The sequence below is a fragment of the Pseudomonas sp. NFACC08-1 genome (genome assembly GCF_900106735.1).
GTDB classification, from domain to species: domain Bacteria; phylum Pseudomonadota; class Gammaproteobacteria; order Pseudomonadales; family Pseudomonadaceae; genus Aquipseudomonas; species Aquipseudomonas fluorescens_Q.
In genome coordinates this window covers 553,344-575,266 of sequence record NZ_FNNL01000003.1, presented here as the reverse complement: position 1 = coordinate 575,266, position 21,923 = coordinate 553,344, and the positions used below count along the sequence as shown (strand labels likewise).

The 21,923-nt window shown below is 62.5% G+C and carries 20 protein-coding genes; 11 read left to right on the top strand and 9 right to left on the bottom strand.

What is annotated here, in order from left to right; all coding sequences use genetic code 11:
- Positions 1-16: 16 nt before the first annotated feature.
- A complete protein-coding gene (locus BLU76_RS09615) occupies positions 17-703 on the top strand; it encodes an SDR family oxidoreductase (RefSeq protein WP_063323084.1) in 687 nt (228 codons plus the stop codon).
- Positions 704-949: 246 nt separating this feature from the next.
- The gene (locus tag BLU76_RS09610; RefSeq protein ID WP_092222541.1) at positions 950-2,308 is read left to right on the top strand and encodes an 8-oxoguanine deaminase; all 1,359 of its coding nucleotides are present in this window, start codon (positions 950-952) and stop codon (positions 2,306-2,308) included.
- 243 nt (positions 2,309-2,551) lie between these two features.
- Here BLU76_RS09610 and BLU76_RS09605 read toward each other — a convergent pair whose 3' ends face one another.
- Positions 2,552-3,643, bottom strand: coding sequence for a calcium:cation antiporter (locus tag BLU76_RS09605; RefSeq protein ID WP_092222539.1), 1,092 nt, complete (start codon positions 3,641-3,643; stop codon positions 2,552-2,554).
- A 314-nt stretch (positions 3,644-3,957) separates the two neighbouring features.
- On the opposite strand from BLU76_RS09605, the gene BLU76_RS09600 reads away from it, so the two are divergent.
- From BLU76_RS09600 to BLU76_RS09590, 3 genes are all read left to right on the top strand, one after another.
- Complete coding sequence (locus BLU76_RS09600) at positions 3,958-5,040, top strand: BMP family ABC transporter substrate-binding protein (RefSeq protein WP_092222537.1); 1,083 nt, start codon at positions 3,958-3,960, stop codon at positions 5,038-5,040.
- 84 nt (positions 5,041-5,124) lie between these two features.
- Positions 5,125-6,090 (top strand): 2-oxoglutarate and iron-dependent oxygenase domain-containing protein, encoded by a 966-nt coding sequence (locus tag BLU76_RS09595; RefSeq protein ID WP_092222535.1) that lies wholly within the window; start codon positions 5,125-5,127, stop codon positions 6,088-6,090.
- 83 nt (positions 6,091-6,173) lie between these two features.
- Entirely contained in the window at positions 6,174-7,127 is a 954-nt protein-coding gene (locus BLU76_RS09590; protein ID WP_092147117.1) for an adenosine deaminase, read from the top strand.
- 170 nt (positions 7,128-7,297) lie between these two features.
- Here BLU76_RS09590 and BLU76_RS09585 read toward each other — a convergent pair whose 3' ends face one another.
- From BLU76_RS09585 to BLU76_RS09575, 3 genes are all read right to left on the bottom strand, one after another.
- Positions 7,298-8,674 (bottom strand): MFS transporter, encoded by a 1,377-nt coding sequence (locus BLU76_RS09585; protein ID WP_092222532.1) that lies wholly within the window; start codon positions 8,672-8,674, stop codon positions 7,298-7,300.
- A gap of 110 nt (positions 8,675-8,784) precedes the next feature.
- Positions 8,785-9,519 (bottom strand): ArsR/SmtB family transcription factor, encoded by a 735-nt coding sequence (locus tag BLU76_RS09580; RefSeq protein ID WP_092147111.1) that lies wholly within the window; start codon positions 9,517-9,519, stop codon positions 8,785-8,787.
- Between the two features lie 141 nt (positions 9,520-9,660).
- A complete protein-coding gene (locus BLU76_RS09575; RefSeq protein WP_092147108.1) occupies positions 9,661-10,590 on the bottom strand; it encodes a LysR family transcriptional regulator in 930 nt (309 codons plus the stop codon).
- Positions 10,591-10,703: 113 nt separating this feature from the next.
- Here BLU76_RS09575 and BLU76_RS09570 point away from each other — a divergent pair, with 113 nt between their 5' ends.
- Together BLU76_RS09570 and BLU76_RS31475 are read left to right on the top strand one after the other, a co-directional pair.
- On the top strand, positions 10,704-11,717 hold the full coding sequence (locus BLU76_RS09570) for a zinc-binding alcohol dehydrogenase family protein (protein WP_092147105.1): 1,014 nt from the start codon (positions 10,704-10,706) through the stop codon (positions 11,715-11,717).
- Positions 11,718-11,891: 174 nt separating this feature from the next.
- On the top strand, positions 11,892-12,062 hold the full coding sequence (locus BLU76_RS31475; RefSeq protein ID WP_170845930.1) for a hypothetical protein: 171 nt from the start codon (positions 11,892-11,894) through the stop codon (positions 12,060-12,062).
- A gap of 1 nt (position 12,063) precedes the next feature.
- Here BLU76_RS31475 and BLU76_RS09565 read toward each other — a convergent pair whose 3' ends face one another.
- Positions 12,064-13,266: a multidrug effflux MFS transporter gene (locus BLU76_RS09565; protein ID WP_063323093.1), complete on the bottom strand. Its 1,203-nt coding sequence runs from the start codon at positions 13,264-13,266 to the stop codon at positions 12,064-12,066.
- 95 nt (positions 13,267-13,361) lie between these two features.
- A complete protein-coding gene (locus tag BLU76_RS09560) occupies positions 13,362-13,559 on the bottom strand; it encodes a heavy-metal-associated domain-containing protein (protein ID WP_092222530.1) in 198 nt (65 codons plus the stop codon).
- 148 nt (positions 13,560-13,707) lie between these two features.
- On the opposite strand from BLU76_RS09560, the gene BLU76_RS09555 reads away from it, so the two are divergent.
- From BLU76_RS09555 to cueR, 3 genes are all read left to right on the top strand, one after another.
- On the top strand, positions 13,708-14,091 hold the full coding sequence (locus tag BLU76_RS09555) for a hypothetical protein (RefSeq protein WP_092222528.1): 384 nt from the start codon (positions 13,708-13,710) through the stop codon (positions 14,089-14,091).
- 104 nt (positions 14,092-14,195) lie between these two features.
- The gene (locus tag BLU76_RS09550; protein ID WP_092222526.1) at positions 14,196-16,589 is read left to right on the top strand and encodes a heavy metal translocating P-type ATPase; all 2,394 of its coding nucleotides are present in this window, start codon (positions 14,196-14,198) and stop codon (positions 16,587-16,589) included.
- Positions 16,586-16,999: a Cu(I)-responsive transcriptional regulator gene (gene cueR, locus BLU76_RS09545; protein WP_063323097.1), complete on the top strand. Its 414-nt coding sequence runs from the start codon at positions 16,586-16,588 to the stop codon at positions 16,997-16,999. Before BLU76_RS09550 ends, cueR begins: the two co-directional genes overlap by 4 nt.
- 380 nt (positions 17,000-17,379) lie before the next feature.
- Here the strand turns inward: cueR and BLU76_RS09540 are convergent, their stop codons facing one another.
- Together BLU76_RS09540 and BLU76_RS09535 are read right to left on the bottom strand one after the other, a co-directional pair.
- Entirely contained in the window at positions 17,380-18,273 is an 894-nt protein-coding gene (locus BLU76_RS09540; protein WP_079301706.1) for a PA4780 family RIO1-like protein kinase, read from the bottom strand.
- Positions 18,274-18,512: 239 nt separating this feature from the next.
- Positions 18,513-19,304, bottom strand: a complete 792-nt coding sequence (locus BLU76_RS09535; protein WP_072340309.1) for an AraC family transcriptional regulator — start codon at positions 19,302-19,304, stop codon at positions 18,513-18,515.
- Positions 19,305-19,383: 79 nt separating this feature from the next.
- On the opposite strand from BLU76_RS09535, the gene BLU76_RS09530 reads away from it, so the two are divergent.
- Complete coding sequence (locus BLU76_RS09530) at positions 19,384-20,412, top strand: bile acid:sodium symporter family protein (protein ID WP_092222524.1); 1,029 nt, start codon at positions 19,384-19,386, stop codon at positions 20,410-20,412.
- Here BLU76_RS09530 and BLU76_RS09525 read toward each other — a convergent pair.
- Entirely contained in the window at positions 20,399-21,676 is a 1,278-nt protein-coding gene (locus BLU76_RS09525) for an acetyl-CoA C-acetyltransferase (protein WP_063323100.1), read from the bottom strand. The genes BLU76_RS09530 and BLU76_RS09525 overlap by 14 nt on opposite strands.
- Positions 21,677-21,923: the final 247 nt, after the last annotated feature.

Below are 21,923 nucleotides of genomic sequence, written 5' to 3'. Positions count from 1 at the left end.
TTCAAGGATGCCTCTCATGAATTCGGCAAGAAACGCATTGATCATCGGCGCCTCCCGGGGCCTGGGCCTTGGTCTGGTGAAGACCCTGCTCAGCGATGGCTGGAACGTGACCGCCACCGTGCGCAACCCGCAGAACGCAGAGGCTTTGAGGGCGCTGGGCCCGGTGCGGATCGAAAGACTCGACATGGACGACCAGCAAGCGGTCATCGCCCTGAGTCAACAACTCAAGGGCGAAACCTTCGACCTGCTGTTCGTCAACGCCGGCGTCAAGGGTCCGGACAACCAGAGCCCAGGCGGCGCGACGCTGGCCGAAGTCGGCCAGTTGTTCTTCACCAACGCCGTGGCCCCGATCAACCTGGCCCAGCGCTTTGTCGGCCAGATCCGCGACGGTAGCGGCGTGCTGGCGTTCATGAGCTCGGTGCTGGGCAGCGTGACCATGCCCGACGCCCCGGAACTGGCGCTGTACAAGGCCAGCAAGGCGGCGCTCAATTCGATGACCAACAGTTTTGTCAGCCAACTGGGCGAGCAGGCATTGACCGTACTGTCGCTGCACCCGGGCTGGGTCAAGACCGACATGGGCGGTGAAGGCGCGGACATCGATGTCGAGACCAGCACCCGCGGGTTGATCGACCAAGTGAATGCCTTCGTCGGCAAGGGCGGGCATCACTTCGTCAACTACAGGGGCGAAACGATTCCCTGGTAACCCATCTTTCCTCTGTGGGAGCGAGCTTGCTCGCGATGGCGGCCTTACATCCAAGATTGATGTCGCTGATCTACCGCTATCGCGAGCAAGCTCGCTCCCACAGGGGTCTCGACCTGACACTGGATCTGCGCCCGGCAACCTGAGTAAACTCCGCACCTCGCCCTGTCCAACGGGCGACCCTGGATCAGCAGACAGGGCATCACTGAGCTGGCTAACCTGAACCCACTTTCAGAGGAGCCGGCCACCATGCCTGCGACCCGTACCTGGTTAAAAAATCCCCTCGCCATTTTCACCGCCAACGACCTCGATGCCCGTGGCGGCCTCGTCCTGCAGGACGGTGTGATCGTCGAACTGCTGAGCGCCGGCCAACAACCCACCCAGCCCTGTGACGACATCTTCGATGCACGCGAGCATGTGATCCTGCCGGGGTTGATCAACACCCACCATCACTTCTACCAAACCCTGACCCGCGCCTGGGCGCCGGTGGTGAACCAGCCGTTGTTTCCCTGGCTCAAGACCCTCTACCCAGTGTGGGCGCGGCTGACCCCGGAAAAACTTGCCCTGGCCAGCAAAGTGGCCTTGGCCGAGTTGCTGCTGTCAGGCTGCACCACGGCGGCCGACCACCACTACCTGTTCCCCGAAGGCCTGGAAAATGCCATCGATGTGCAGGTGCAGAGTGTTCGTGAACTGGGCATGCGCGCGATGCTGACCCGCGGGTCCATGAGCCTGGGCGAGGCCGACGGTGGCTTGCCGCCGCAGCAGACCGTGCAGCAGGGCCAGGTGATTCTCGACGACAGCCAGCGCTTGATCAGCCAGTACCATGAGCGCGGTGACGGCGCCCGGATCCAGATTGCCCTGGCGCCCTGCTCACCGTTTTCGGTCACGCCCGAGATCATGCAGGCCAGCGCCGAGCTGGCGGAAAAACTCGACGTACGCCTGCACACGCACCTGGCCGAGACCCTCGATGAAGAGGACTTTTGCCTGCAACGCTTCGGCCTGCGCACCGTCGATTACCTGGACAGCGTCGGCTGGCTCGGACCGCGCACCTGGCTGGCCCATGGGATTCATTTCAACCCGGATGAAATCGTCCGCCTCGGCACCGCCGGCACCGGCATCTGTCACTGCCCAAGTTCGAACATGCGCCTGGCCTCGGGCATTTGCCCGACCCTGAACCTGACCGCCGCCGGCGCTCCCGTGGGCCTGGGGGTAGACGGTTCGGCATCCAACGATGCCTCGAACATGATCCTCGAAACCCGCCAGGCGCTGTACATCCAGCGCCTGCGCTATGGCGCGCAAGCGATCACACCGGAACGCGTACTGGGCTGGGCAACCCGGGGCTCGGCGCAACTGCTCGGGCGCGGCGATATCGGTGAATTGGCGGTGGGCAAGCAGGCCGACCTGGCGCTGTTCAAGCTTGATGAGCTGCGCTTTTCCGGCAGCCACGACCCGGTCTCGGCGCTGCTGCTGTGCGGTGCGGATCGGGCGGATCGGGTGATGATCGGCGGGCAATGGCGAGTGATCGATGGGCAGGTCGAGGGCTTGGATTTGAAGGGGCTGATTGCCGATCACAGCCAGGCGGCGCGGGAACTGATCGCCGGAGCCTGATCCAGCCAAAATCCCCGGTGGGAGCCAATGCGGTTCATTTAAGAAAAATGATGGACCTGTGGCGAGGGAGCTTGCTCCCGCTCGGCTGCGAAGCAGTCGTAAACCGGTGTGTCCGATGCTCCGTATTTGGCAGGTTTTGGGGCCGCTCCGCGGCCCAGCGGGAGCAAGCTCCCTCGCCACGGGTTTGTCGATTGCCCTAAGTGAACAGCAAGCCCGCTCCCACAGTTTGGTTTTGTGCAGGGCCTAAAGCCCCAGCAGGGACAACATGATGAACGTCGCGAACAACACAAAATGGGTCATGCCTTCGATGGCATTGGTTTCGCCATCGTTGAGGTTGATGGCGCTGACGATCAGGGTGATGAAGATCATCACCGTCTGCACTGGAGTCATTGCCATCTGGAACGGCTGGCCGGTGTAGAGGGCCATGGCCTCCATTACCGGCACGGTCAGGATCACGGTGGACAGCGAAGCGCCCAGCGCGATATTCACCACCGACTGCATGCGATTGGCCAGGGCCGCGCGCAGGGCGGTGAGGATTTCCGGTGCGGCGGAGATGGCGGCCACCAGGATCGCCGTGACCACCGGCGGCGCACCCGAGCCTTCCAACCCCAGGTCGAGGGCCTTGGACATGACTTCGGCCAGGGCGCCGATAATCACCACGCCAACCACCAGCGCACCGATGGAAAGCGCCAGGCTGATGGGTTCCGGTTCGTTTTCCAGCGGCTCTTTCTTGCGGCGTTTTTCCGGGTAGCTGTAGCTGAAGAAGTAACTGTGAGGCCCGACCTGCATGCGCAGGAACAAGGTGTACAGCACGATCATCGCGCCAATGGTAAAGGCCGAATACATTTCCCAGCTCTCGCGGGGAATGAACTCCGGCACCACCATCGATACCCCCATGGCGGTGAGAATCATCACGCTGTAGGTGCGCGCCGAATCGTCGTTGTAGGCCTGCTCGCCATGCTTGATCCCGCCCATCAGCGCCGCGAGCCCGAGGATGCCGTTGATGTCGAGCATCACCGCCGAGTAGATCGTGTCCCGCACCAGTGTCGATGACGCTTCGTTGCTCATCATGATCGCCAGGATCACCACCTCCACCAGCACCGCCGACAGCGTCAGGATCATCGTGCCGTAGGGATCACCGACCTTTTCCGCCAGCAGTTCGGCGTGATGGGCCACGCGCATCGAGGCGGCGACGATGAAGCCGATCAGCACCAGGCCGCTGATCAACGCGACCAGTTGCCCGTTGCCCAATAGCCAATGTTCCAGCGGATAGGCGATACACGCGGCGATCAGCGCCAGCAACAGCAGTTTTTCTTGCTTGAGCAAAGTGAGCATCGCAGGCCTGTCAGCGTGGGCGGGTCATGAATTACTGACTATAGGAGGCGGTGAACGTTTCGTTCGGTGTGATGCACCAGGGGGTGGCGAGTGGCGGGCGGCGCGCACCTTTATCGCCCGGACGATCTTACTGTGGCGAGGGAGCTTGCTCCCGCTGGGGCGCGCAGCGGCCCCCGGCTTTTACAGCCGCTGCGCGACCGAGCGGGAGCAAGCGCCCTCGCCACAATTGGACCGTGCCGATTAGTTGTCCTGTTGGTCAGCATTTTGCATTAGTGCCGTACAGCCAACCTCACAACAAAATGGAGTTCGAGTTCATGCACAAACGCCCCTTGAAGAAGTTGCTTTGCGCCGTTGTCGCCGCCGTCGGCCTGGGCGCCGGCCTGAATGCCAGTGCCGCCGACCCGCTGAAGGTCGGCTTCGTCTACATCGGCCCGATCGGCGATCACGGCTGGACCTATCAGCATGAACAAGGGCGCAAGGAGCTGGCGGCGAAATTCGGCGAGCAGATCACCACCAACTACGTGGAAAACGTGCCAGAGGGTGCCGATGCCGAGCGGGTGATCCGCAACATGGCCAAGGACAAATACGACCTGATCTTCACCACCTCCTTCGGCTACATGAACCCGACACTGAAAGTCGCCAAGCAGTTTCCCAAGGTGATCTTCGAACACGCCACCGGCTACAAGCAAGACAAGAACCTGGGCACGTACCTGGCTCGCACCTATGAGGGCCGCTACATCGGTGGTTTTCTCGCGGCCAAGATGACCAAGACCAAGAAGATCGGCTACGTCGCCTCCTTCCCGATCCCGGAAGTCATCCGCGACATCAACGCCATCCAACTGGCCCTGAACAAGTACAACCCCGGCAGCGAGATCAAAGTGGTGTGGGTCAACTCCTGGTTCGACCCGGGCAAGGAAGCCGACGCCGCCAACGCGCTGATCGATCAGGGCGTGGACGTAGTGTTCCAGCATACCGACAGCCCGGCGCCGATCCAGGCCGCCGAGCGACGCGGCGTCTATGCGGTGGGCTACGCTTCGGACATGGCTCACTTCGGTCCCAAGGCGGTGCTGACCTCCATCGTCAATGACTGGGGCCCGCATTACATCCAGGCAACCCAAAGCGTGCTCGACCACAACTGGAAATCCCAGGACTACTGGGGTGGCCTGAAAGAAGGCACGGTGAAACTGCCGATCAGCGACCTGGTGCCAGCAGCGGTCAAGGGCGAAGCCGAACAGATCATCGCTGACATCGAGAGCGGGACCTTCCATCCGTTCACCGGCCCGATCAAGGACCAGGCCGGCGTCGAGAAAATCCCGGCGGGCGTGAGCGCCACCAACGCGGAACTGGCGTCGATGAATTATTACGTCGAAGGCATGAAGGCTGAGATTCCCAAATAGTCCCCAAAACCAACCTAAAACCTATTATGGGAGCGAGCAAGCTCGCTCCCACATGAGGTATCTATTTCAAGCCAGGAAAGCCGCATGAACAGCCTGCCCATCATCGACATCAGCCCGCTCTACGGCGACGAGCCCAGCGCCTGGCAAACCGTCGCCGAGCAGATCGACCAAGCCTGCCGCCAATGGGGCTTTTTCTACATCAAGGGTCATCCCATCAGCCCGGCGCGTATCGCCGAGGTGCTGGGCAGTGCCCAACGCTTCTTCGCCCTGCCCGTCGAAGAAAAACTCAAGATCGACATCACCCAGACCCGCCACCACCGTGGCTACGGCGCCGTCGCCACCGAACAACTGGACCCGACCAAGCCCAGCGACCTGAAGGAAACCTTCGACATGGGCCTGCACTTGCCGGCCGATCATCCCGACGTGCTGGCGGAAAAACCCCTGCGTGGCCCCAACCGCCACCCGGACCTGATTGGCTGGGAAAGCTTGATGGAGCAGCATTACCGCGACATGCAGGCACTTGCACAAACACTGCTGCGGGCCATGACCCTGGCCCTGGGTATCGAACGGGACTTTTTCGACACGCGCTTCAACGAGCCGGTCAGTGTACTGCGCCTGATCCACTACCCGCCCCGCCGCACTGCCAGTAGCGCCGAACAGCAAGGAGCCGGCGCCCATACCGATTATGGCTGCATCACCTTGCTCTATCAGGACGCCGCCGGCGGCCTGCAAGTGCGCAACGTCGACGGCCAATGGATCGACGCGCCGCCCATCGACGGCACCTTCGTGGTCAACCTCGGCGACATGATGGCGCGCTGGAGCAACGACCGTTACCTGTCGACGCCGCATCGAGTGATCAGCCCGCTGGGGGTGGACCGGTACTCGATGCCGTTCTTTGCCGAGCCGCACCCCGACACGCTGATCCAATGCCTGCCCGGTTGCCGGGATGACGCCCACCCGCCAAAGTACCCAACGACGACCTGCGCCGAATTCCTGCTGTCGCGCTTCGCCGACACCTATGCTTATCGGCGTGAATCGCTCGCCGTGTAGTGGATCAGCCGGTCAGGTTTTACCCGACAGGGCGGCCAGCGCCTGTAGAATGCCCGCCATCGATTCGCTGATGAGAAAAGACCATGTACGACTGGCTGAACGCCCTGCCCAAGGCTGAACTGCACCTGCACCTGGAAGGCTCGCTGGAGCCCGAACTGCTGTTCGCCCTGGCCGAACGCAACAAGATCGCCCTGCCGTGGAGCGACGTCGATACCCTGCGCAAGGCCTATGCCTTCAACAACCTGCAGGAATTCCTCGACCTGTATTACCAGGGCGCCGATGTGCTGCGCACCTCCCAGGATTTCTATGACCTGACCTGGGCCTACCTGTTGCGTTGCAAGGCGCAGAACGTGATCCACACCGAACCGTTCTTCGACCCGCAGACCCACACCGACCGTGGTATCGCGTTCGAAGTGGTGCTCAACGGCATCGCCGCCGCCCTCAAGGACGGTGAGCAGCAACTGGGCATCACCAGCGGCCTGATCCTGAGTTTCCTGCGCCACCTGAGCGAAGAACAAGCCGAGAAGACCCTCGACCAGGCGCTGCCGTTCCGCGAGGCCTTCGTGGCCGTGGGCCTGGACAGCTCGGAAATGGGCCATCCACCGAGCAAGTTCCAGCGCGTATTCGACCGCGCACGCAACGAAGGCTTCCTGACTGTCGCCCACGCCGGCGAAGAAGGTCCGCCCGAGTACATCTGGGAAGCCCTGGACCTGCTGAAGATCCAGCGCATCGACCATGGCGTGCGAGCCATTGAAGACGAGCGACTGATGCAGCGGATCATCGACGAGCAGATTCCGCTGACCGTGTGCCCGCTGTCCAACACCAAGCTGTGCGTGTTCGACGACATGTCGCAGCACAACATCCTCGACATGCTCGAACGCGGTGTGAAGGTGACGGTGAACTCCGATGACCCGGCGTACTTCGGCGGCTACGTCACCGAAAACTTCCACGCGCTGTATACCCATCTGGGCATGACCCAGGACCAGGCCAAGCGCCTGGCGCAGAACAGCCTGGATGCGCGGCTGGTAAAACCTTAGCGTTGTGGAAATGAGCTGCCCTTACCACAGGGAACAAAGAACAACCTGTGGCGAGGGAGCTTGCTCCCGCTCGAGCGCGAAGCGGTCGCAACCGATGGGTTTCGTTCATGTGACGAGAGGACTGCTACGCAGCCCAGCGGGAGCAAGCTCCCTCGCCACGGGAATGCCTATCACCTTATCGCCTCGCTCAACTCCTCCAACGTCTTGCCCCGGGTCTCCATCCCGAACAACCAGACCACCCCCGCCGCCACGGCGAAGCACAACGCGCCCAGGGCGAACACGCCACCCTGGCCGGTGATGGGAAAGACCAGGCCGGTCACCAGCGGACCGAGCAGCGAACCGATGCGTCCCACCGCCGAAGCAAAGCCTGAGCCCGTGGCCCGGGCCGAGGTGGGGTACAGCTCCGGCGTGTAGGTGTAGAGCACCGCCCACATGCCGAACAGGAAAAACTGCATCAGCAAGCCGGTGCCGATCAACAGGCCGACGTTGCCGCCAAACACCGCGCTCTGCCCATACAGAAACGCCATCGCCCCACCGCCCAACAGCGTGATGACGCACACCGGTTTGCGCCCCCAGCGCTCCACCAGCCAGGCCGCCATCAGGAAACCGGGAATCCCGCCCAGGGAAATCAGCACCGTGTAATACACCGACTGGGTCACCGCGAACCCCGACTGCTGCAACAACGCGCTGAGCCAGGACGTCAGGCCATAGAAACCGAGCAAGGCAAAGAACCAGACGCTCCAGATCATCATCGTGCGCTGGCGATACAGCGGTGACCAGATCTGCGCCAGGGCCGAAAAGAAATTGCCCGGCGCGCTCTCAACCCTTGGCAAACGGATCGGCTCCGGCAGGTTCTGATACCCCAGCGAGGTCCGGACCTTATCTTCGATTCGCTTGAGCACCGCGTCCGCTTCATCGCCCCGACCGGCTTGCTCCAGCCAGCGTGGCGACTCGGGAATGAAGAAACGAATCGCCAGGACAAACACCGCTGGCACCGCCAGCACCAGAAAGATGTCGCGCCAGCCGACCACCGGCAGCAGGAAATACGACAGCACCCCCGCCGCCACGAAACCCAGCGGCCAGAAGCCGTCCATCAAGGCGATGTAGCGGCCCCGACGCTTGGCCGGGATCAGCTCCGAAAGCATCGACTGGGCAATCGGAAATTCCATGCCCATGCCGATGCCCAGCAGGATGCGAAACAGCGTCAAGGTCTCGATGTCCTGGGCCGTGGAGCACAAGTAACTGGCAATGCCCCACAGCACGATGCTCCACTGGAACACCGGCTTGCGCCCGAAACGATCGGCCAGCATGCCCGACAGCGACGCCCCCACCACCATGCCGAAGAAGCTGGAGCTGGCGAGCAAACCGGCCTGGGCGGTACTCAGGCCGAACTCGGCTTTGATCGATCCCAACAGGAACGTCATCATCGCCAGGTCCATGGAGTCAAAGAAAAACGCCAGGGCGATGATGATGAAGATGACCCGGTGGTAACCGCTGATGGGTAACCGTTCCAATCGTTCCGCCGCACTGTAGCCGTGAGTGTCCATGCTGCCTCCCCCAATCCGATAATTCCCCGGACCGAGTGTGCGCGAACCTCGCAGGTGGCTATTGCTGAATACGACCTGCCGACAGCCCTGAGCGACGCATCGAGCGTTCTCTAGATTGCCATCTCCACCGTGTCCTGCCGGGCGAACCGCTGGATTTCCTGCTGGCCGAGCGTCGTCACCTGCAGGGCTCGCGAATCGTTCGGCAAGCTCAGCCAACCCGACTGCATGAACAGTTGCAGCAGGGCCGCCCCCAGCGCGCCCCCCAGGTGTGGACGACGCTCGCTCCAGTCCGGGCAGGCACAAGCAATGCGGGCGTTGCGATGGGCCAGGGCCTGGATGAACAGGCCACGTTCGGCCAACTGATTGGCGCCTTTGTGGGTGACGATCACCCGCTGCTCGAACTGCTCGATCCACCCGGCATCCAGCAGTTGCTGATACAGGTCCGCCGCCAGGGTGCCCCCCAGGTGATCGTCGCAAAGTCTGGCCCGCATCAACGACGTGGGAGCCGACGGCGCTTTGCTCGGCATGACCCGGCGCTTGAAGATGTCCGGGATCTGGCGCGGCGTACTGACCAGCGTCGCGCTGGCCAGCGCTTCGACGGCAGCACCGATTTCAGGGGCTGCCAGGCGGAAAAACCGCTTGCGGCCCCGGGCTTCGACTTTCAACAGGCCTCCAGCGGACAGGCGTCCCAGATGCGCGCTGGCCGAGGACGGCGACAACCCGGCGAGCAATGCCAACTCCTCGGCCTGGCGGGCCGTGCCGTCCATCAAGGCCCACATCATTGCGCTGCGCTTGGGGTCAGCCAGCAGCGTGGCGATCTGGCTGATGCAAGGTGCATGTTCCATGTATTCACTCCCTGTTGAATCATTCGTCTACTGCTCTGGCGCAGGCGGCCGATAGTATAAGCGGGGCGGTCGAGCTTTCCTGTCCTCCGGAAACCTTTGGAGGCGATTGTTCCTGAGGGAAAATTCTCTATTTGCCCGCGACTAATGGCCGGCCCCCGTCAAGACTGGAAAACGAGCCGTCAACTCACCGCAGCGGGCCTGGAGCATGTCCCGTAAAAGGTTGATGGGCTTGCTTAATTGCGCCCGGTGGGCACACAGCAGATTGAGGGGCGCGCGTTCGCATTGCAGGTGCGGCAATAGGATTTTCAAGCGTCCGGCCAGCACGTCCGTGGACACATCCAGCCACGATTTATAGGCAATCCCGGCACCCGCCACCGCCCAGCGTCGCACCACATCGGCGTCGTCACTGAAACGGTCGCCACTGACGGTGAGGCTCACTTCCCGTTTGCCGTCATGAAAACCCCACCGGTCATGGACCCGACTGCCCAGCATGTACAACAGGCAGTTGTGCTGGGCCAGTTGTTCCAACTGATGGGGTGCACCGTGGCGAGCCAGATAGTCCGGCGATGCGCACAGCACCCGGCGGTTATCCGGGGCAATGGGCAGGGCGACCAGGCTCGAATCTTCCGGATCGCCATAACGCAAGGCGATGTCCACCGGCTGCTTGAACAGATCGGCGATGCGATCGCCCAGCAACAGCCGCACCGTCAGCCCGGGGTACTCGCGCTGGAACGCATCCAGCCAGGGCAGCAGCAGGTTGCGTCCCAGGTCCGACGGTGCGGACAACTGCAACACCCCACTGACCTGGTCCTGGCCACTGGTCAACAACCGCCGGCCCTCGTCAAGGCTGCTCAATGCAGCCCGGGCATATTCGAGAAAGCCCTCGCCTTCGGCCGTCAGGCGCAGGCTACGGGTGGAACGGGCCAACAGCCGCGCGCCGAGGTGCTGCTCGATCCGTTTCAACGCGGCACTGGCCACCGCCGCCGACAGGTCCATGACCCTGGCCGCAGCCGAAAGACTGCCCAGGTCCGCCGCCCGGACAAACAACTGCAAGTCATCGAAGCGAAGCATGACGACTCCATTATCAAAAAATCATTGAAAGAGCCTGTTCTTTTAGCCGGTTTTATCTCGACGATAAATAGCTAAACATGGCTTCCATCGAATTCATCTCACGGAGCCGCTTCATGAAAGCCATCGCCTACTACCACTCGTTGCCTATCACTGACCCGCAATCGCTCCAGGACATCGAGCTACCAGAACCGGTCGCCGGTCCCAGGGACCTGCTGGTGGAGGTCAAGGCTATTTCGGTCAACCCGGTGGACACCAAGGTCCGCCAGAACGTCCAGCCCGAAGACGGCGCAGCCAAGGTGCTGGGCTGGGACGTGGCCGGAGTGGTCAAGGCGGTGGGCAGCGAGGTTACGCTGTTCAAGGCCGGGGACCAGGTGTTCTATGCCGGCTCCATCGCCCGGGCCGGCGGCAACAGCGAGCTGCACGTGGTGGATGAGCGCATCGTCGGCCACATGCCCAAGACCCTCGGTTTCGCCGAAGCGGCGGCGCTGCCGCTGACGGCCATTACCGCCTGGGAGTTGTTGTTCGAGCGCCTGCAAATCCAGGAAGGCCAAAGCGACCTGGGCCAGAGCCTGTTGATCGTCGGCGCGGCGGGAGGCGTGGGTTCGATCCTGACGCAACTGGCCAGCCAACTCACCGGGCTGAAGGTGATTGGCACCGCGTCCCGTGTGCAGACCCAGGATTGGGTACACAGCCTGGGGGCCGACCTGGTGATCGACCACAGCCAGCCATTGAGCGAAGTGTTGAAAGAAGCGGGCCAGCCCCAGGTGACTCACGTCGCCAGCCTGACCCAGACCGACCAGCATCTGGACCAGTTGGTTGAAGCCCTCGCGCCCCAGGGCAAACTGGCGCTGATCGACGATCCCAAGGCGCTGGACGTAACCAAGCTCAAGCGCAAGAGCCTGTCGTTGCATTGGGAATTCATGTACACCCGCTCGCTGTTCGAAACGGCCGACATGCTTGAACAGCACAAACTGCTCAACCGCGTGGCCGCCCTGATCGACGCAGGCACACTGAAGACTACGGTTGGCGAACATTTCGGCACCATCAACGCCGAGAACCTGCGCCGGGCGCATGCCTTGCTGGAAAGCGGCAAGTCCAAGGGCAAGATTGTGCTCGAGGGCTTCTGACGGCAGGTCGAAACACTTCACCTGTGGAGAGGGAGCTTGCTCCCTCTCCACAGGTGTTGCATTAACTTGGGACCGCACCGTCAGTCCGAGAATTGATCCTTGTCACAATTGCGATCGCATTCGGGTCTACACTCGAGGCCTTTGCAACGCAATCTTTTCGTGAGGAGGTCAGCAATGAAGATCCTGATAAAAGAAGTGGCAAAATCCCAGTGGCAAGTGCGCCTTGACCAGCACGTCGTCACCTTCCGTACCGAGGCCGAAGCCCAGGCCTTCGCCAGCACCCTGCAAGCGCGGATCCTCGCGCCCCATCATTTCCCCGAACAACAGCAGCGCGCGGTCGGCTGAGTCAGCCCTCGCGACTGGCCTGGGCCAATGCCCGGGCATTTTGCAGGCGACGAGTCAGCATCGCTGCGCCCACCACCAACAGCCCGCACAGGCTGATGACCAGCGCCATTGGCACGGCGGTGCCGTCATGCAGCGCCGCCACCAACGAGGCTGCCCCGGCGGCGACGGAAAACTGCAGGCATCCCAGCATCGCCGAAGCACTGCCGGCCCGGGCGCCCTGCCCGTTCATGGCGCAGGCCGAGGCATTGGGAAGGATGCAACCCAAGCTGGCGATGCAGATAAACAGTGGAACCAGCAACGGCCACAACTGCGCAGGTTGCAATGAACTGACGGCCAGCAAGCTCAGCCCGGCGCCCAGGTAGACCCATACCGCGCGGCTCAGCAGGAACGCCGGGCCGCGCTTGGACAGCAGCCGGGCGTTGACCTGCGCAACCAGGATGAAGCCCGCCGCGTTGGTGCCGAACAGCCAACCGAAATGTTCGGCCGGTACACCGTAGAGCTTGATAAAGACGAAAGGCGAACCAGCGATGTAGGCAAACATCCCAGCGATAGCGATACCCCCCGTCAGCGCATGGCCGAGGAAGACAGCGTCGGTCAATAACCGGCCATATTGGCGCAACGCCCCCGACAACGGTTGCCGAGGCACATAGTCCGGCAAACTTTCCGGCAGCCACAAGGCCACCGCCGTCGACGCCAATGCACTGAACAGGGTCAGGGCAATGAAAATTGACTGCCAGCCATGCAGGTTCACCAGCAACCCGCCCAGCATCGGCGCGAGAATCGGCGCCAGGCCCATCACCAGCATCAACTGCGAAAACACCTTGGCCGAACCCACCGCATCGCATTTGTCGCTGACCACCGCCCGCGAGATCACCATCCCGGCGCATCCACCCAGGGCCTGGACGAAACGGGCGCCGATCAGCCATTCCAGGCTCGGCGCATAGGCGCAGGCCAGGGAGGCCAGAGTGAACAGGCCGACGCCAGTCAGCAGCGGAATGCGCCGCCCGAACCGGTCCGCCACCGGCCCATAGGCCAGTTGTCCGATGGACAAGCCGAGGAAATAGGCCGCCAGGGTCAACTGGATGTGTTTTTCATCGGTACCGAAGGCCGTGGCCATCGCCGGAAAGGCAGGCAGGTAGAAGTCGATCGCCAAGGGACCGAAAGCGCTCAAGGCGCCAAGAATCAGAATGGTACGGAGGTTCATCGGGCGTCCAGCTCAGGCGTCGTTCGACAGCCCGACAGTCTAGCCGTGCCGGACGCTCTTGAACATTCCGGTAGGTCGCTAACGATTAAAAAACTTCAAGCAGGGCTGGCCTCGTAGCCCTCCTCCTTGATGGCCGCGAGCACGGCATCGGCCGGCAACGAACTCTGGACCTGGACAGTCTTGGCGCCCAGGTCGATTTGCACATCGGCCGCCGGGTCCTTGGACTTGACCGCCTGGGTGATGGCCTTGACACAGTGACCGCAGGACATGCCCTGGACATTGAAAGTTTGCATGAGATAACTCCTTGGGATTGAGGTTGCCAGCAGTCTCAAGCTTGCCATCATGGCAAGGTCAAGTTCTGACAAAAACTGCCGGGCTGGCAATCGGCATCGCGCTCAGCCAAGCTGCACACATCAAGGATTTAACACCGGAGGTTCAGCCATGCGCTGGTCAGCGTTCAGCCTGTTTTGCATGCTCGGTTTTTCAGCGGTGGCGCCCCAGGCATCGGCCGCCGGCGAAGACTACGGCGTGTTGATCATTTCTCGCGAGCGCCTGGAAGTGGCGACCAGTTGCGAAATCGGCATCTACATCCAGGATCAGCTCTCGGCCAGGCTGTTCCAGGAGCAAAGCACCTCGTTCAACCTGCCGCCGGGCCAGTTCTCCTTGCGCCTGAAGTTGCTGCCAAGCCAGGCACAGGGGTGCAACCCGGGCATGCTCGCGCCAGGGTCGCAGAACATCACCCTCAAGGCCGGTGACATTCTGAAGTTCCGCATCGCCATGAATGAACAAGGCATGTACCTCAAGCAGGCGGGGCTCGGTTACTGACACGCCACTTGAACTTGTGGCTCGCTCCCACAGAGGATTGGCGCTTGACCTTGCCAACATGGCAAGGTTGATCCTGTAGTCATTCACTACAGGGAGCGTGACCGATGTCCGAATCCACCACATTCGATCTACCCATTGCCGGCATGACCTGCGCCAGCTGCGCCGGACGGGTCGAGCGGGCCTTGAGCAAAGTCACCGGTGCCAGCGCCGTCAGCGTCAACCTGGCGACGGAACTGGCGCGTGTCCAGGCCCCCGAAGGTAGCCTGCCGGCCTTGAAGCAGGCCGTCGAACAGGCAGGCTATAGCGTTCCGGTGCACACCCTGGAACTGAACATCGAAGGCATGACCTGCGCTTCCTGTGTCGGCCGGGTCGAACGCGCCTTGGGCAAAGTCGACGGTGTGAACAGGGTCAGCGTCAACCTGGCCAATGAGCGGGCCCACCTCGAACTGCTCGGCCAGGTGGATCCACAAAACCTGATCGATGCGGTCAAGCGCGCCGGCTATGACGCCACTGTCTGGCAGGCCGAACAGCCCGCCGACACGCAGGCCAACCGTCTGAACCGTGAGCGCCTGATATTGGCGCTGGCGATTGCGCTGTCCGTGCCGCTGGTACTGCCGATGCTGCTGCAGCCGTTCGGCGTGCATTGGATGCTCCCGGCCTGGGTGCAGTTCGCCCTGGCGACGCCGGTGCAATTCATCTTCGGTGCGCGTTTCTACGTCGCCGCCTTCAAGGCCGTGCGTGTCGGTGCCGGGAACATGGACCTGCTGGTGGCCCTGGGCACCAGCGCCGGCTACGGCTTGAGCCTTTATGAATGGGTGATCGCCCGCCCTGGCGGCATGCCGCACCTGTACTTCGAAGCCTCGGCCGTAGTGATTGCCCTGGTACTGCTCGGCAAATATCTGGAAAGCCGCGCCAAGCGACAAACCGCCAGCGCCATCCGCGCCCTCGAAGCCTTGCGTCCGGAACGGGCGATCCAGGTGATCGATGGCCAGGAGCGGGATGTTGCCATCAGTGCCCTGCGCTTGAATGACCTGGTGCTGGTCAAGCCCGGCGAACGCTTCCCGGTGGACGGCGAAGTACTGGAAGGCCAGAGCCACGCCGACGAAGCGCTGATCAGTGGTGAAAGCCTGCCGGTGCCCAAGCAGCCCGGCGACAAAGTCACCGGCGGCGCCATCAACGGCGAAGGTCGGCTGCTGGTACGCACGCTGGCCCTGGGGACCGAAACCGTCCTGGCGCGCATCATCCGCCTGGTAGAAGACGCCCAGGCCGCCAAGGCCCCGATCCAGAAACTGGTGGATAAAGTCAGCCAGGTGTTCGTACCGGTGGTGCTGGCGCTGGCCCTGGCGACGCTCATCGGTTGGTGGCTGTACGGTGCGCCACTGGAAACCGCGCTGATCAACGCCGTCGCCGTGCTAGTGATCGCCTGCCCCTGCGCCTTGGGCCTGGCAACGCCCACGGCGATCATGGCCGGCACCGGCGTGGCCGCGCGTCACGGGATTCTGATCAAGGACGCCGAGGCGCTGGAGCGTGCCCATGAAGTCAACACCGTGGTGTTCGACAAGACCGGCACCCTGACCTCCGGCACACCGCGCATCGCCCACTTGACGGCCCTGGAAGGTGATGAAGACGCGCTGCTGAAAATGGCCGGCGCCCTGCAACGCGGCAGCGAACACCCGCTCGCCAAAGCCGTACTGGATGCCTGCGCCGAGCGCGGCCTGGACGTGGCGGATGTCAGCGACAGCCAGTCCCTGGCCGGACGCGGCATTACCGGTAGCCTCGACGGGCATCGCCTGGCCCTGGGCAATCGCCGTCTGCTGGACGAACTGGGCCTGGCCCCCGGCTCGCTGGCCGAGTCGGCACAGGCCTGGGAGACCGAAGGTCGCACGTTGTCCTGGCTGATCGAACAAGGCGCGATGCCTCGGGTGCTGGGCCTGTTCGCCTTCGGTGATACCCTCAAGCCCGGCGCCCTCGCTGCCGTACAGGCCCTCAATGAGCGCCACATCGCCAGTCACTTGCTCACGGGCGATAACCGGGGTAGCGCCCGGGTGGTGGCCGAGGCGCTGGGGATCACCCAGGTCCATGCCGAAGTGCTGCCGGCGGATAAGTCCGCCATCGTCCAGCAGTTGAAAACACACTCGGTAGTGGCGATGGTCGGCGACGGCATCAACGACGCCCCAGCCCTGGCCGCCGCCGATATCGGCATTGCCATGGGCGGCGGCACCGACGTGGCGATGCATGCCGCGGGCATCACCCTCATGCGCGGCGATCCGCGACTGGTGCCGGCGGCGCTGGATATCAGCCGCAAGACCTACGCCAAGATCCGCCAGAACCTGTTCTGGGCGTTCGTCTATAACTTGATCGGCATCCCCCTGGCGGCGTTCGGTTTTCTCAACCCGGTGCTGGCCGGCGCGGCCATGGCGTTGTCGAGCGTCAGCGTGGTCAGCAATGCGTTACTGTTGAAGTTCTGGACACCCAAGCAGTTGGAGGACAAGCGATGAACATCGGCCAAGCGGCCCGCCAGAGTGGCCTGAGCGCGAAGATGATCCGTTACTACGAGTCCATCGGCCTGCTCAAGGCCGCCCATCGCACCGACAGCGGCTACCGGATCTACGGCGCCGATGACCTGCACACCCTGGCGTTCATCAAGCGCTCCCGCGACTTGGGGTTTTCCCTGGAAGAGGTCGGCAAATTGCTGACCCTCTGGCAAGACCGCCAGCGCGCCAGCGCCGACGTCAAGGCCCTGGCCCGGCAACACATCGATGAGCTGAACCAGAAAATCCGCGAACTGGCCGAACTGCGCGACACCCTCCAGGACCTGGTGGAACACTGTCACGGCGACCACCGTCCGGATTGCCCGATCCTCAAGGAACTGGCGTCGGGGTGCTGCCAGGAAAACGCCCCCCTCTGACATTCCCAGTGGGAGCGAGCTTGCTCGCGATGACGGCGATACATTGAACATGGATGCAAGCTGATCCACCGCTATCGCGAGCAAGCTCGCTCCCACAGGGGGACTGCGGTGGGTCTAGGATTTTGCAGTGCCTAAAAAAAACCCGGCCTTGGCCTAATGCTATTCATTCAAGAAAATGAGGAACCTGTGGCGAGGGAGCTTGCTCCCGCTCGGCTGCGAAGCAGTCGTAAACCGACGGGAGCGGTGTGTCTGACGCTGCGCATTTGGCAGGTTTAGGGGGCCGCTTCGCGGCCCAGCGGGAGCAAGCTCCCTCGCCACGGGTTTGGCGATGGCCTCAAGTGAACAGCATTACGGCCTTGGCCGGGTTTCTGGTCAACCGATCATTGCATCCAAGGCGGAGGCGGCTCTTCAGCTTTGCCCGGCGGGGCATCATCGGCGGCGCGGACGGCCTGGCGACGTTCCTCGTCCAGGCGCGCGGCCTCGATCTCGCGCATGATCCCGCCGACATCCGCCAGCTCTTCCGGCTCGTCGAACTCGCCGGTTAACACACTGGCCGGATGCAAGGTGCCGGCTTCATACAGCGCCCACATTTCCTTCGCGTACTTGGTGCGCTTGAGCTCCGGAGCGAACCGGCCGAAGTAGGACGCCATGTTGCCCACGTCCCGCTCCAACATGCTGAAAGCATGGTTGTTACCCGCAGCATCCACGGCCTGCGGCAGGTCGATGATCACCGGCCCGGTCGGCGTGAGCAGGACGTTGAACTCCGACAGGTCGCCGTGCACCAGACCGGTACACAGCATCAGCACAATCTGGGAAATCAGATAGGCGTGATATTCCCGGGCCTGGTCCGGCTCCAGCACCACGTCGTTCAGACGCGGCGCTGCATCGCCGTACTCGTCGGCCACCAGTTCCATCAGCAGCACGCCTTCAAGGAAGTCGTATGGCTTGGGCACGCGCACACCCGCGCTGGCCAAGCGGAACAGTGCCGCCACTTCGGCATTCTGCCAGGCGTCCTCGGTTTCCTTGCGCCCGAACTTCGAGCCCTTGGCCATGGCCCGGGCCTGACGGCTGTTGCGGACCTTGCGGCCCTCCTGATATTCGGCCGCCTGACGAAAACTTCGCTTGTTCGCCTCCTTGTAGACCTTCGCGCAACGTAGCTCGTTGCCGCAGCGCACCACATAAACAGCTGCTTCTTTACCACTCATGAGTGGGCGCAGCACCTCGTCGACCAGACCGTCCTCGATCAGGGGTTCAATGCGTTTTGGAGTCTTCATCAGCTTTTATTGTGGGTCCTTTATTACCAAACACGCGAATGACAGTCGTTATACGGCAATCCTTCCTCCACGGGGAGGGGTTGCCGACCTATGAACTTGCGATGCACACAATGTGCCTGATTAATCGACCGAGCCGAATCATAGCCGAGACCGGACTTGGCGTTGGCAACTGAATGCGAAGGCATTTGCGACAAGAGCTGACAGCCGTGCCTACCGTCGGTTGTAAGCGATGCGACGACTCAATGCTTGAACAGTTCCCCCGGCGTAAAGCCGAACATCCCCTTGAACGCGGCAATGAACGCGGACGTTGAATCATACCCACAGGACAACGCAGCGCTGGTGACGCTGTCGCCCTGCTCCAGCGACCCCAGGGACGACAACAGGCGCATGCGCTGGCGCCAGGCGCGAAAGCTCAGGCCGGTCTCGCGCTGAAACAGGCGCATCAGGGTTTTTTCCGACGTACCCAGACGCTCAGCCCAGGCGTGCAAGGTGACGTTCTGCTCAGGCTGTTCGATCAACTCGTTACACAGCCCCAGCAGACGGGCATGTCGCGGCAGCGGCAGGGAGAATCCCACTTCCGGCAGGGTCGCCAGTTGGTCCAGCAACACCTGCACCAACCGTTGTTCCTGGGTATCGCCTTGCGGGTAATCGACCGGAAGCTGACAGAACACCTTGATCAACTCACGGGCCAGTGGCGTGACTTCCAGCACCCGACAGCGTTCATCGGCCCAGGGGCAGGCGTGACGATGGACATACAGGCTGCGCATTTCCGCCCGGGTGGAGGTCACCACCTGATGTTCCAGGTCGGCCGGGATCCAGATGCCCCGTTGTGGCGGGGCAAAGAAGCTACCCGCGGCGGTGTGTACGCCGAGAACGCCGCTGATGGCGTAGGAAAATTGCACCCAGTCATGACGATGGGCTTGCGTCCAGGAACCGGCGCTCAAGCTTTCGACGCGGGCATACAGCGGCCTCGGCAATTGCGCCAGGTCGGGGATACGTCGTTCCAGCTGCTGGTGTCCGTTAGGCGGCATTGATTGGCCTTATGTCGCAAGACGACTGATGAGGACGACGTTAGGCTAAGTCGACTTTTCTTACAACATGCGGTGCCCTATGCATATCCTCAGACACCTCAAACGCATGGTGACCGACTGGTTCCTGTGCGGCATGGTGCTCGCCACGCTGCTGGCGTACTTCTTTCCCACCTTTGGCGCCACGGGCGGTGCCATGCATGCCGAATGGGTGGTCAACATCGGCATCTTCGTGGTGTTCTTCCTGCACGGGGTCAACCTGTCCGGCGAACAGATCCGCCACGGTTTGAAGAACATCCGCCTGCATGTGATGGTGCAGGGTTTCACCTTTGGCGTGTTTCCATTGATCTGGCTGATCAGCCACTGGCTAGTCGGCAGCCATGTGCCCGCGCTGCTGATGCTGGGGTTCTTCTACCTATGCGCCCTGCCCTCGACGATTTCTTCCTCGGTGGCGCTGACCGGCAGTGCCGGCGGTAACGTGCCGGCGGCGATTCTCAACGCGAGCCTGTCCAGCGTACTGGGGATTTTCCTGACACCGCTGCTGGTCAGTTTCGTGGTCGGCAGCGGCGCCGGAGGTATCGACCTGGGGTCAACCTTGCTCGACCTGTGCCTGATGTTGCTGCTGCCACTGGTGCTGGGGCAGTTCCTGCGGCGTTGGCTGGCCGGCTTTTTCGGTCGGTATAAACGCTACACCAGCATCATCGACAAGCTGGTGATCCTGCTGCTGGTCTACGCGGCGTTCTGCAACTCGATGGTATCCGGCATCTGGCAACAGCAAGGCCACGGTGTGCTCTTGAGCGCAGTGCTTGGCAGTGCCGTACTGTTGGCGATCATCTTGTGGGCGACCACCCGCACCGCCCGCGCCCTGCACTTCAGCAGCGCCGATGAGGTTGCCGCGGTGTTCTGTGCCAGCAAGAAATCCCTCGCCGCCGGAGTGCCCATGGCGGCGTTGATTTTCGGCAACCATCCCGGCCTGGGGCTGATCCTGCTGCCGATCATGATCTATCACCCGCTGCAGTTGATCGTCTGCTCGATCCTCGCCGAGCGCTACGCCAGCCATCACCGGGAACTGGCGTCCCGCCAGGACGGCGCGGTCCTCAACGCTCGATAATCGCCGTCACCCCCTGGCCTGCGGCGGCGCAGATGGAGATCAAGCCGCGACCTCGCCCGGCGGCATCAAGCAACTTGGCGAGGTTGGCGACAATGCGCCCGCCCGTGGCGGCAAACGGGTGCCCGGCGGCCAGGGAACTGCCCTTGACGTTCAACCGGCTGCGGTCGATGGACCCGAGTGGCGCGTCGAGGCCCAGGCGCGTCTTGCAGTAGTCCGGGTCTTCCCAGGCCTTCAGCGTGCATAACACTTGGGCGGCGAACGCTTCATGGATCTCGTAGTAGTCAAAGTCCTGCAAGGTCAAGCCGTTGCGCGCCAGCAACCGCGGCACGGCGTAGACCGGGGCCATCAACAGTCCTTCGGCGCCATTGACGAAATCCACCGCCGCCGTTTCGCCGTCGCGCAGGTACGCCAGGATCGGCAGGCCTCGGGCCTTGGCCCACTCTTCGCTGCCCAGCAGCACCAACGAAGCGCCATCGGTCAGTGGCGTGGAGTTGCCCGCCGTCATTGTGCCCTTGGCGCTTTTTTCGAAGGCCGGCTTGAGGGCAGCGAGTTTTTCCAGGGTCAGGTCCGGGCGCAGGTTGTTGTCCCGGGTCAGGCCAAGAAACGGTGTCATCAAGTCGTTCTGCCAACCTTCGGCATAGGACGCGGCCATTTTCTGATGGCTTTCCAGGGCCAACTGGTCTTGCGCCTCCCGGGGGATCTGCCAGGTCTGGGCCATCAATTCGCAATGCTCCCCCATGTTCAGGCCGGTGCGCGGTTCGTTGATGCGCGGCAGGTCGGGGACGAGGTGCTGGGGACGCAGCTGCAGGAAGGTCTTGATCTTGTCGGCGGTGGTCTTGGCGCGATTGGCTTGCAGCAGGATCCTGCGCAGGCCTTCATTGACCGCGATCGGCGCATCCGAGGTGGTGTCGACGCCGCCGGCAATACCGCTGTCGATCTGCCCCAGGGCGATCTTGTTGGCCACCAGCAGCACCGTTTCCAGCCCGGTGCCACAGGCCTGCTGTACGTCATAGGCCGGCGTCATCGGTGACAGCCGCGAGCCGAGCACGCATTCGCGGGTCATGTTCATATCCCGGGAGTGCTTGAGCACCGCACCGGCAGCCACTTCGCCGATGTGCAAGCCATGCAGGTTGTAGCGTTCGATCAGCCCCTCGAGGGCAGCCGTCAACATCGCCTGGTTGCTGGCGGTGGCATAGGCCCCGTTGGAGCGGGCGAACGGAATGCGGTTACCACCGATGATCGCGACGCGGCGTAGTTGTGTCATGAAGAACTCCCCTGTGTAGGTCTAGTGCCCTATGAAGACTCAACCGAACCCTGTGGGAGCAAGGCTTGCTCGCGATGAACGATGACGCGACCTACCTGAAAAACGCGGTGTCTGCATCGCGAGCAAGCTTTGCTCCCACAGGAATTCGGTGCCCTGGAAAAAAGCGCTCCCGCTCAAGCTTAGGCTTTATCTCGCCAATCGAACGACTGATTGCCAATCATGGTCCACACTTGGAACCTCATCAGCC